Raw genomic sequence first — 12,043 nt, forward strand, 5'->3', positions numbered from 1 at the left:
TTTCTACTTTCTCCTTCTTTTTATAATTCTATCAATCATTTTCTTAATTTCTTTAAATTCTGAATCTCTATAGCAGAAAACCGAGAAAACAATTACAAATAAACCAAAATATACAATTGCTTTTATTATAATAAAAACAAAACCATATGGAATAACCTCTGAAATTCCTATACAGAAAGCACCACTGATTAGTGATAATGCAAAATACTTACATTGTTTTAACCAATATGATATTGATGAAACACCAAATAAATTATTAAACAGGACATGCGGTTCATACCACACTTGAGTAACTATTCTTGCAATTGATGTTGCAATTAAAATTCCAAACATTCCAAAATAACGACCTAAAATTATCGAAAGTACTATATTAAAAACAGCCGTTACGAGCAATAGGTATTTTACTTTGTTGAACAAGCCATTGGATTCTCGAAACATCCATATCGGACTTATCGCATTTGTCAAATAAAAGGAAAAAGCTATTGCAAACACTGTACTTTGATCTAGTAAGAACTGGACGCCTAGCCATATTGAAATTAGTTCATTAAACAATAAGAAAAACGATACTCCGCCAAATGCTGCAATAAAATGATAAAACATTGTCATAATATCAAACACTTCATGCTTTCTTATTTTATTGGCGCTCGTGCTTAAATTTCCAATACCACTAATTAAAGCTGTAGTTATAATAGTCAGAAATGCTTGTACTCCTGAAACAACCATATAGTAATTTGAGTATAGGCCAACTGCTGCAGTGCTTATCATCATTGAAATCAAAATATTGTCAGTATTATTAACAATTGTCGCACCGATTTTATACACAAAAGTGGATTTTAAATTATTTATAATATATGCCTTATCAACATCAACTTTCCCAGATACCTTAGCTTTAAGATATGGATATCTTCTATAACAAAGAAGATTTGTTATAACCACATTTGCTATTGAACTTACGAGTGTTGCCAAAACGTATAATACATAATTATGCCATGCCGCAAGTATAATAATCTGACCTATCTGCAAGAAAAAATTTACAGTCAACGTTATGTATTTTGTAAGCCTATTATCCTGATAAGCTGCCAAAAGTGCAATTTTATCAGCCGAAAAATATGTTACACATGAATTAAGCAGGAAAATCATATAATAAATAATCAACTCATTTTGAGGAAGCTCACTGTTTATAATAACTTTCAAGAATGGAACAATGCACATTCCAATTACAAACACTACTACTGCTATAATGCAATATAATTTTCTGAAATAATTGATAAGTTGGCAAATCTTACCTTGATTATTATCTGCTACAGGTTTATATAGAAAGAACTGCGTTACATTTCCTAATCCCAATTCAGCTAATGCTAAAACTGATAAAATGTTTCCATATAATCCATTTATTCCCAAATAATCGGCGGATAAAAAATGAACAAAAATTTTTCTTGATAAAAATGATAGAAGCAATATTCCTAATTGTGTAATACAGCCAAGTATGATATTAAGCGTTGCGTTTTTACTTCTTGAATTATTCATTTCGTTTTACCAGCCACCAATACATATGCTTAACTCTTCTTAACCACAATAACTTTGGGATGGTAAATGGTTTACCAGTGTATTTATCTCTAAGCTCATCTATACTCGTTCCAATATCATAGTCTGACCAAAAAGCATTAATTTTGTCTTCAGAAATAAAATATGGTTCTTGTAGGCTTTTATTACTTTTTAAAGCTTTCTTTTCACTTGTCTCTTCATAAATAATATCGTTTGAAATAATTTGAAATAATTTCTGACCTTTATACGTATTAACCATTACAAGTGATACGCCTCGCAAATAATTAGATTGCTTAAAACTATTTGCTGTAAATCCCCAGAAATCTGCCAAGGTGATATCCCCAAATCGTTTCATATTCGCATATTTGCATTGTGAACATGATTTTCTTAATGAATATCCCACATTAAATAATGTAAAATACGAATCATCTGTGGTTAATTCAGAATATGATTCTGAATTTTCAAAATCAATCGTCACATAACTCCAATCCCAGTATGGTTTCTTATGACGCAACCTGATTTGCTTAATTATTTTGCTTCCATTGTTAGAACGTTCATTTAAATATCTATCAAAAATATCCTCGGAAGGCACTCCATGGCAAACAAGATCTATCAAATATAAATCCGTATAATCTTTACCCAGAAACAATCTGAGGGCATGATTTTGACATGGTGTTCCTGAAAACAACACCGATTTACCATTATCTAACGTATTCTTTATTTGTCTATATATTAAGTTTGTATGACTTTGAACATATTTAGATCCATTCAGTCTACACAATTCGTCAACTGAATTAATCAAAACATGCTCCGTATGAAATGAATCATCCCAAGCCACACCTGCCACTAGACCATCATTTTCTAAGATTTTTTCAGCTAGTAAGCTAAAAATCCCACCTGAAGTTGCCTTACTCCTTTTAGCCTTGTTTTTATTCCAAGCTGAATAAATTCCTAATTGCTTCTGCCCTTTAATACTAGTATCATTTGCAGGACATTTTCGTTTGCACTGACCACAATCAATACACTTTTCTGAGTCTATCGTCGGATAATAAAAACCATGCTCAACTTTTTTCATTTCAATTGCACAGACAATGCAACAATCCACGCACATTCCACAGCCGGTACATTTTTCACTTTCACAAATTATCACTACTGTACCTCCGTATCAAATATTTTCGGTAATTTATCATAATACTCCGCATCGAAGTAAGTATCTAACCTACCATCCATGTCTTTGTTGTATACCTCTTGTGCCAATTGATATGCCTCTTCTAAATCATCTGCCAAATATACATAATCATCATAAATTCCTCTAAACCATTCCGCTCCTGTAGTCACCTTATGATCTGTTGTTTTAATAATTATAACCGGAGTTCCAGCAACAAGAGACAATATAGTACCATGATATCTATCTGTTATTACAACTTTATGATGTGCATACGTATCAATCTCTTTATAAATTAAATGCTCCGCGTTTCGAACGATCTCTTTTGTTTTTCCTTTTTTTGTAGTATCAGTTTTTTGAACCTTTGAAAATTTTGAACATCTAATCATAAGATTGTGAATCTGTTCATCTGAATAATACTTTTCTCCGTCATTTCTGCAACAGAACATAATTCCATTCCTCTCATAATCATATTGATGACTACCAATCAGAGTGGTAACAATATCTGGATATTTCATAACCGGAATATCAGGGAACAGTTCCTTTGCCATGTCATAAGAGACACCGTCTCTTGCGAGAAATAGCATATGTTTCATCGCATTATAGCACTTTGAAGTTCTTATCCGATTTTCTTCTTTTTCAAAGAATATTGTTTGAGGAAGCATTAACATTCGCGCATTTGGCAGTGCTCCCATAACAGCTCGATGCATTTCGTCAGCAAATCCTCCAAGATCAGTTGTTGTATAACCGCTCTGAAAAATAATAAAATCATCACTACGATAATTTGCTTTCAAAATATTTAAGACAGATTTTTTTGTGTTAACAAGAGCATTAGTCTCAATCTCTACAAGTTTATAATTAGGATAGTGTTTGTTTATCCATCTCCTTATGCAAACACCTTGAGCTAAATCCCCCAAGTTGCTATGAGCTGGAATCCCCAAATAAAAAATTCTTTGTGCGTTATCTGTTGAAGCCAATATTGCTGATTTTGTCATCTGATATAATTTTTTGTCTCTTAACAATTTATTAATTTTTAGGGCGATTGGTAAAAGAATTTTGTTGTTCAATATAAACTCATGTAAATCCATTATTCTACCACCTCCTTATACAGTTCTAAGTATTCCTTAAACCGATCTTTAGCCTCAAAATTCTTTGAATGTTTAATACACGTTTCCTTAGAATACGGCTTTTCCTCACATATCCTAATAATTATATTCTGTAATGTATTCACATCCTCACTATCAACTACAAACCCACATGCTTCATTCAAAATTTCAGGACTGCCTCCAGTTTTAAATGTAAGAACTGGCGTTCCACATGCCAGACTTTCCATATTTACAGAAGGATAATTTTCTTCCCGCGTCGGATTCACAAATACATCTGCTGCTGTATATATTCCTGCTAACTCAATCTGATTGTGCGTAGTATGAATCGATAGAATATTATCTGGTAGCATTCTATCCGTATTACCATTAGTACCTACTAAAACAATTTGATAAGAATCTGGCAAGGACTTAGATAGTTCTATAAAAACATCTAATCCTTTACTCTTTCCCCAACCAAAAGACACTCCAAGAACTATGTACTTATCCTCTAGTTTATGTGCTGTACGAAAGCTTTTCTCTGTTGGCTTAAAGACTGATAAGTCTATTCCGTTGTGTATTACTCTTATTGGATACTCATGTAAAAATGATTTTTTTAATAAATCAGCAAGCCATTGAGATGGCGTCACTATTGTCACATTATTTACACCGGTAAACCATTTCTTTTTGAGCTTCCACATAATCCCGGTACGATCAACATAACTTTTAGGATATTGCTTATACTGTACGCAATCATGACATCCCGTTTTCCATTTTTCGCATTTTGCCATAGTAAAGTGAGGACACTGCCCAGTAAATGCCCAACAATCGTGCAACGTCCATATAACCGGAATATTTTGCCTTTTTATATACCTAAACAACATTGGAACATTCAAAACCCAAAGATGCAAATTGTGAATATGAATCACATCTGGATTATATTTTTTTAACTTTCTGATCAAAGATAATGTCCCTAAAATTGATCCAACATGTTGAATGCCTGTTATACGATACAGAATTGCCGATACAAAATTTTCAACTCTGAATCCAAACCTTACACATTCATTTAATGGTTGATTTTTAACCCAATTACCACAGTAACCTATATATTCTAGATTATCAATTTTTGACTGTTTTCCAATTTCTATCATGATCCTACCAGTACTTCCAACAGACATCGAATTAATTGCTGCAATTTTCACTATTATTTCCTCCAGTTATTGCATCCTTATTACTTTCCATGTGTAGATTACTATTATATCCATATAAAACAAACAAATATGGCATAAATGAAAAATACGCCTCTCCACAATAAGCAAGTATCACTGTTATAAATAATCCAAGCCCTAAAAATTGTCTATTTGTTATTTTTCTAAAGAACTTAAAGTAACCAATAACAAAAAGTATTCCAAACACTGCTCCATATGCTGCAAATTGATATGTTACGGTATTTGTATTCCACGGATTTGCTCCTAAGTTCATTATAGTTGTTTTTTTTGCATACAACGCCATATATTCACTCAATCGATTAGGTCCAACACCTAGTAAAGGATAGTCAAAACCGATTTGAAGTCCATTAATAATGGACGCATAACGTGTCATTGAAGTACTTTCACCGAGAATTACTTTTCCAAAAATCATTTGATATATCAGTGTATTTTGACCCCAAAATATCGTTATAATCCCGACAATTAAAACACCTATGATACTTGCTTTAATGTAGCGATTTATAGCGGCCTTCTTAATACACAAGACGTAAATAATAAATAAAACTGCTGTTGCTATATATCCAGTTGTAGAAAATGTTATTACTAAAGTGATAACATATAAGATTACTTTCTTCAAATCTGTAGTCAAAAAAAACAGTTGATTCATTATTGCAAAGACCAAGTAAATGGCCAATGCACCAGGCTCCCAAAATGGTCCTGATGCCCTGATAAAAGACCGTCCTATATTCGATAGCTGAAGTCCTCCTACTCCACATATAGCGAATATATTACCTGCCGTATTTGTAGCTTTCGGAAGTAATAATATTAACCCAGGTACAATATATGCAATCAGTTCAATCAAAATTGCAATTTTAACCACTAGTGACATAACTCTATCAAATATATTTAAAAAATAGTTGATTTTATAAGTATTTACAATGCTAATGGCCACTAGCACTGAAATAATTCTTGATAGAATAGTATTTGTATTTTCATTATGAACAAAAAGATTTAAAATCAATAATCCAACAAATAAAATCGTTATAATTAATACTTTTAAATCAACTCTTATTTGCCCTTTTACAATCATAATCGACCATATTATAAATAATAGGCCTATTATTCTAGGGATATATAAAGCCAAATTATTTGAATTAGTTCCAAATAAAATTGTATCCGTAGATGTAAAAAACAGAAGATATAGTATCCAATTAAAATGATTAATCCTATAATTTTCTTTATTATCCATTAAGTATCTCCTCAAAAACACTTGCCGTATAATCTGGTGTGTTTTTGTGATATATGCTCTTTATAATTTCCTCATCTAAATTTAAGGTACTGACTTCTTTTAATTTCCTTTTTATTATATTTATATTCGCTTTGATATCTATATTTTGATCTACCAAAATCGCCTTGGGATATTTTTCAAAATATTTTTTTGCCACATCGTTTTCGTCTGAATATAAATGCAAAACAATCTTTCCAGTTCCTATATAATACAAGACTTTTGAAGGAAGAAAGTCTGATTCTTTATTCCCAATACTCACCAGCAGATTCGAATCATAAATTTTTTTATCCAATTCTTCTTGAGGGATAAATGATTTTAACTGAATATTTGGTGTCTTTCTTACCAATTCTTCTATATGCTTCCTATAAATGTTTCCGGTATAAATATTTAAATTAATATCATCTAATGCCTTGAATAAGTCAATCATATAATCTGGTTCACGCAATACCGGATAAAATGCTCCTGCATAAATTGCATTTATTTGATGATAATCTTTTTCATTTAAATTAAATTCTATAAACCTTAAACTAGGAATATCCGAATATAATGTTTTCATTTCAAATTGTTTATAGACATTATTCGAAAAATGTTTTTTATGACTTTGTATATGAATAATTCTATCTATCACATGATATACTTTTTGCTCCCAAGTTATAGATCTTTTTTTCCACATCTTTTCAATCATATTAGAAGGATATTTATAACGATTCGAGGCTGGATCAATTTCATATAAAACACATTTCAATCTCGGATTCGTTTTTTTTGCTAAATAAAGTGCTTCCGCTGTTTCTACGGGATTAATTACTGCAACGATTAAATCATAAGCATAATTTTTGTCTAAGTCGATGATTTCTTTTTCGAGTCGCTTACATAGTTCTTTATTTTCAATTGGCATATGCAGAAATTTCTTAAGTTGTCTTAATTTATTTGATAACCCATTAATATGTTGGTGATAGTAAATCGGAAATATGCCCTTTTTTGCGGTATCTTTATCTACCTTTTCTTCAAGACATAAGATATGAGATTCAACATTCCTTTTTTTCAATTCATCAACTATAAATCTTACACACAAGCCATTTTGAGCCGTTTTGGAAATATATTCACCTGTAACAAAAAGTATTTTTCTCATACTCATTTAGCCTCTTTCATAACCTTATTCCATTTCAAATTCACGGTTTTATGTACTCATAAACCAAATCTATCACTATCTTATCAAAATTCTCGTCAAATTTTCGTGCAAAAAAAGCATTGCTCCTTTTAAGTTTTTCATAATCTTCTTTAACCCAGACATGTGGATGTAACTTATCATTATGATTCCACATAATCTCTCGTTTATTTCCTGCTATCTCTTTTTCTAACCCCATCTCTGCAAGAATACTCTGAACAAACAATTCATCCGGGATACTACTTTTTTTGAAATAGTATTCAATCTTATCAATATTCTGCAAAAGAATCCTTATGTGCCCATCACATAATGAACACCACTGCGAGCCATATCTTAACTGAATTCCTGTTTTTTTCACGAAATCACATTTTAACAAATAATACTGAATTCCAAGTATCACTCGATCAAACCATTTCAATACGAACGATTCCCTCTTTTTCTCTTCCGAAATATACCTTTTAATAGAAACACGCCTATATATTATTTTTCCAAAATCCGAAGTCAAGTCTGGTTTATTTATGTCAATAAAAGAAATATTCGAATTTCTAGAGCAGAATTTGTGAATCTCATCCTGTGTTTTTATAGGCATATCCTGACCAGAAAGCAAATGATAATGCAAATACTCACCATAATCTGTAGCTGCTTTAAACAGGCTCAACTCTACTTCAACAATTGAATACCCCCCCACGAAACATTTTTTCTGTTTTTAACAAATATCATCTTTGAATTTCTAACCTTGGACTGATATAAGTTGTAATCAAAATCCTTACATTTTGTATCCACATGAATAAAAATATCATTTCGTACATCGTCTATAAGCATCAATAGCTTTTCAAGAACATACGTGTTTTTATGTGTCATAATCAAATAGGCATGTCTATCTGTCATTTCAAATCACCTGTTTCTTCGAATGGTTTTTTTGTCTTCAGCTGCTCATATATTTTTGTATCAACAAGGCTCCTATACCATCTGTGGTACATATAATTATAAATATATCCTTCTCTACCATCTAAAAATCCCAGTTTGAATATGTAGAAATAAATGAAAACAAGCCAACTTCTTACAAACAGTGGAAATTTATAATAAAACCCGTATTTTTTCTTACGTGTACCAGAAATTGTTGAGTCATCACCCTTGCTCAGATTAGCTCCTTTTCCTTGCGCAAACTCAATATAATCTTGCATTTCACGAGTAGCATACCAATTCATTTTATTAATCCAATGGGTCATATTCTTAAAATCATAGTGGACGAAACGTTCCTTCGTACTGATGGACACTCCCTCAGACAGGACCGTATGTTCATCCATTTTTCTATCTTCAATTCTGCCGATTCCTGTCTTAAACATCATTAACTTACGCTTATTATGGCAACCGTGCTTAATTTTACGTCCCATAAAGTATAGCCATGCTTCCATGGTTACACCATTAACATTGTCGTTAGCATGTTTCTTTGCAATCTTCTCAAGTTCTTTACATAAATCGGGTGTTAATCTTTCATCAGCATCTAATCGGAAACACCACTGCGTATCAATTCCAGTATTATCTAATCCCCAATTAAACTGACGAGCATAATTTTCAAACTTATGCGTGTAAACATCCGCCCCCATTTTTTTTGCTATTTCAACGGTGCGATCCACGCTGCCACTGTCCACAATGACAACCCGCTTTGCAAAGCCCTGAATAGACTTAAGACAATTAGCAATATTTACTTCTTCATTTTTTGTCAATATAATGAATGTAATATCTATCATTCTCTTTCCGTCCTCTCTATGCTTTCCTTCAGCTCAAAGACTCTGTAATTCTTTACATACTCACTAATTTTCATGTCATAGCACAGACTTCCAAATGCCTTATTTACCAGACCAACGAAATTACTTGCCAGCTTTAATGCTCCTCCAAATCCATGTACAAGTATTACTTTCTTACCATGCACATTCGCAATCGTCTTGACCAAATCTGCAGTATTGGTATACTCACTGTTCTGCGGCCAAAAAATACCTGATTCTTCATTTTCAATCATTAATCTCACGAACTCGCACAAATTTTCAATATAGAGCATAGATCGTTTATTATTAACATATGGAAATATCGGAAGTTTCTGCGCAAATTTTGCAAGTACCGGATAGTTACCTTTGCTTCCTTTGCCATATATCATCGGAGGACGTAGGATAACGACTTTAAACGTCTCATCCTGCAATGGCAGGATTCCCTTCTCTGCCTGCACCTTACTATCACCATAAAAATTAGCTGGTGCAGTTGGTGTATCCTTAGTAATCACTTTCTTCTTTCCGATTGGAGCAGAATCTCCATAAACTATCGCACTGCTCATGAAGATAAACTGTTTCACTCCATCAGCTTTCGCTTTCTTAGCTGTTTCAATCGTGAGATTTGTATTAATCTCATAGTAGAAAGCTTTTTGCTCTTCACTCACATGACCGATATCTGCATGTGCAATTCCTGCTACATGATAAACGGTATCATAACCAGAAAAATCCTTATCCTTCCAGGAACTATCTTTCATATCTATCGTATCGACTTGATAATGCTCTGACCATTGTTTTAAATAGTTTTCTACCGAAGTTCCAATGTAACTGCCAGCCCCTGTGATTAAGATTTTTCTCACTATATTGTTCATTTGGGAGTTAATTTGTAGCACTGCTTCACACTGTTCACCTGCTTTACTCAGATTTTTCTTCAACTCCCCTGTTCCACCTTCGACAATTCCATCACTTTTAAACACACTAATGATAGTTGCTAGGAAGCACTTAATGTCCATAATCATTCCCATCTTCTTGACATACTCACCATCAAGTTTTGCTTTGTCTGGAATTTCCAGCTCATCACGACCATTAATCTGTGCCCATCCAGTCAATCCTGGTTTTACATCATTAGCATTATATTTATCTCTTTCAGCTGTGAGGATATCCTGGTTCCAGAGTCCTGGCCTGGGACCAATCACAGACATATTTCCAATAAAGATATCCCAAATTTGTGGTAATTCATCCAAACTGTGTGCGCGTAAGAATTTCCCTACTCTCGTTATATACTGATCTGGATTTTCCAACATATGAGTAGGTACGTCATGCGGTGTACTCATTTTCATGGATCTAAACTTATGTAATTTGAAATACTGCTTATTCTGTCCTATTCTCTTCTGTATGAAAAGAACCGGACCCGGATCATCAATCTTAATTACAAGTGCGATTCCTGCATAAACTGGAGATAATGCTACTAAGCCAACAAAAGATAATGCTATGTCAATGGCTCGTTTGATGTATTTTCCATAAATACCTTGTTTATAATCAGAAATTGCCGTTGCCTCTAGGTGTCCTTTTTCACCGTCTGCATTTTCACAATCATTATTATCCGACACAAAGACAACCTTCTTGCCAAAAAACGGATTCTTCTGTTCTGGTTCATTTTCATATATAGAATCTTTTTTCTTAAGCTTTGCGACTGCACTCACCCCAACAAAAGTAGCCGTTGTTACGACAGTGACGAATTTAACAAACTTTTTTAAATTTTTATCAATCGACATATATCATTCCCCTTCTTTTCATTTTCTGCTAACCCTTGCACTTTCATATCCCAGAATAACTTCACCGGCTTCTAACTTCGACAATGCAGCGATATGTGCACCAGCTCTTACAATCGCCCGGGCATTTACGTGTACTCCATCTTCTACAACAACATTGTGATCTATGATTGTCCAAACCGATATAATGCATCCTTCTCCAATCTTTGTATTTGCATTCACGAGTGCTTTTGGCTCAACAACTGTACCTAATTCAATATTGGCACTCTTACTGATATAAGCAGTCGGATGTATCAATGTCGGTATCTGATACCCAACCTCTTTTATTTTTGCTATACATTCCATCCGAAACATGTTGTTACCAACTCCTACAAATGCACTGTCATACTCACCATATAGCTTTTTTAGATCATCTGTTTTTCCGACAGTATCTTCGCTATTATCATCAAGGAAATCTATTTTTTCAAATTCATCGGTAGCTTCCGCAACCTCTTTTACTACTCTGCCGTGACCACCGGCACCAACGATCAATAATCTTTTCACAACAATGTTCCCAATTTATTTCTAAGTACGAAAAAAGACTCGTACCAGAAATTCATCTCTAATACGAGCCTCATTCGTTCCTATGGGTTTTAGGGGCAATTTAATTAACATTCAAGATTTTATTCCCGTCTCTTAGAAGGCCTGCCCTAAATTTTATACCTATAGGAACAGATACAACCCATCTCGACGAGATTAATTTCTTGACTGTTCCAATTTATCATACTTTTTTATTATTTCCTACCACAACTTTAAGCCTGCCGGATACAATCCGTGCAGGCTTAGTCCGTTCCCCCTTATTGTATTTTTGCTCTGGATTGGGTTAATTATAGATCAACCAGAGAGGCCAACATGTTTCAATCAGTTTAGAATGCTTAATTTGGCCTGTCCAGCACAAAAATTATAAAAGGAAGAAACAACTAAGCTTGCAAACCCTTAAAAATACTGGGCTTCTCTTGGTTGTTCCTATTAAATAATTATCCTTAAAACTTGTTTTTAAACTTCGTGAATTCTTT

At 33.2% G+C, this 12,043-nt stretch carries 10 protein-coding genes; all 10 read right to left on the reverse strand.

Translation table 11 applies throughout. The features are described from left to right. Positions 1-3 precede the first annotated feature (3 nt). The 10 genes from CI595_RS16860 to CI595_RS16910 all read right to left on the reverse strand — a co-directional run bounded on the left by CI595_RS16860 (position 4) and on the right by CI595_RS16910 (position 11,531). Positions 4-1,527: a polysaccharide biosynthesis protein gene (locus tag CI595_RS16860; RefSeq protein ID WP_095174809.1), complete on the reverse strand. Its 1,524-nt coding sequence runs from the start codon at positions 1,525-1,527 to the stop codon at positions 4-6. Further along, complete coding sequence (locus CI595_RS16865; RefSeq protein ID WP_095174810.1) at positions 1,520-2,695, reverse strand: Coenzyme F420 hydrogenase/dehydrogenase, beta subunit C-terminal domain; 1,176 nt, start codon at positions 2,693-2,695, stop codon at positions 1,520-1,522. The genes CI595_RS16860 and CI595_RS16865 overlap by 8 nt, the downstream gene beginning before the upstream one ends. Further along, the gene (locus tag CI595_RS16870; RefSeq protein ID WP_095174811.1) at positions 2,695-3,798 is read right to left on the reverse strand and encodes a polysaccharide pyruvyl transferase family protein; all 1,104 of its coding nucleotides are present in this window, start codon (positions 3,796-3,798) and stop codon (positions 2,695-2,697) included. Before CI595_RS16870 ends, CI595_RS16865 begins: the two co-directional genes overlap by 1 nt. Then, the gene (locus CI595_RS16875; RefSeq protein WP_095174812.1) at positions 3,798-4,994 is read right to left on the reverse strand and encodes a glycosyltransferase; all 1,197 of its coding nucleotides are present in this window, start codon (positions 4,992-4,994) and stop codon (positions 3,798-3,800) included. Before CI595_RS16875 ends, CI595_RS16870 begins: the two co-directional genes overlap by 1 nt. Further along, a complete protein-coding gene (locus CI595_RS16880) occupies positions 4,975-6,249 on the reverse strand; it encodes an O-antigen ligase family protein (RefSeq protein ID WP_095174813.1) in 1,275 nt (424 codons plus the stop codon). The genes CI595_RS16875 and CI595_RS16880 overlap by 20 nt, the downstream gene beginning before the upstream one ends. Next, positions 6,242-7,417 (reverse strand): glycosyltransferase family protein, encoded by a 1,176-nt coding sequence (locus CI595_RS16885; protein WP_095174814.1) that lies wholly within the window; start codon positions 7,415-7,417, stop codon positions 6,242-6,244. Before CI595_RS16885 ends, CI595_RS16880 begins: the two co-directional genes overlap by 8 nt. Positions 7,418-7,457: 40 nt before the next feature. Continuing rightward, entirely contained in the window at positions 7,458-8,141 is a 684-nt protein-coding gene (locus tag CI595_RS16890; protein WP_095174815.1) for a beta-1,6-N-acetylglucosaminyltransferase, read from the reverse strand. A gap of 196 nt (positions 8,142-8,337) precedes the next feature. After that, positions 8,338-9,204, reverse strand: a complete 867-nt coding sequence (locus tag CI595_RS16900) for a glycosyltransferase family 2 protein (RefSeq protein ID WP_095174817.1) — start codon at positions 9,202-9,204, stop codon at positions 8,338-8,340. Next, on the reverse strand, positions 9,201-10,991 hold the full coding sequence (locus CI595_RS16905; RefSeq protein WP_095174818.1) for a sugar transferase: 1,791 nt from the start codon (positions 10,989-10,991) through the stop codon (positions 9,201-9,203). The genes CI595_RS16900 and CI595_RS16905 overlap by 4 nt, the downstream gene beginning before the upstream one ends. An 18-nt stretch (positions 10,992-11,009) precedes the next feature. Beyond that, positions 11,010-11,531 (reverse strand): PglD-related sugar-binding protein, encoded by a 522-nt coding sequence (locus CI595_RS16910; RefSeq protein ID WP_095174819.1) that lies wholly within the window; start codon positions 11,529-11,531, stop codon positions 11,010-11,012. Between the last annotated feature and the right edge of the window lie 512 nt (positions 11,532-12,043).

It is taken from the genome of Blautia hominis (genome assembly GCA_002270465.1).
GTDB lineage: Bacteria > Bacillota > Clostridia > Lachnospirales > Lachnospiraceae > Blautia > Blautia hominis.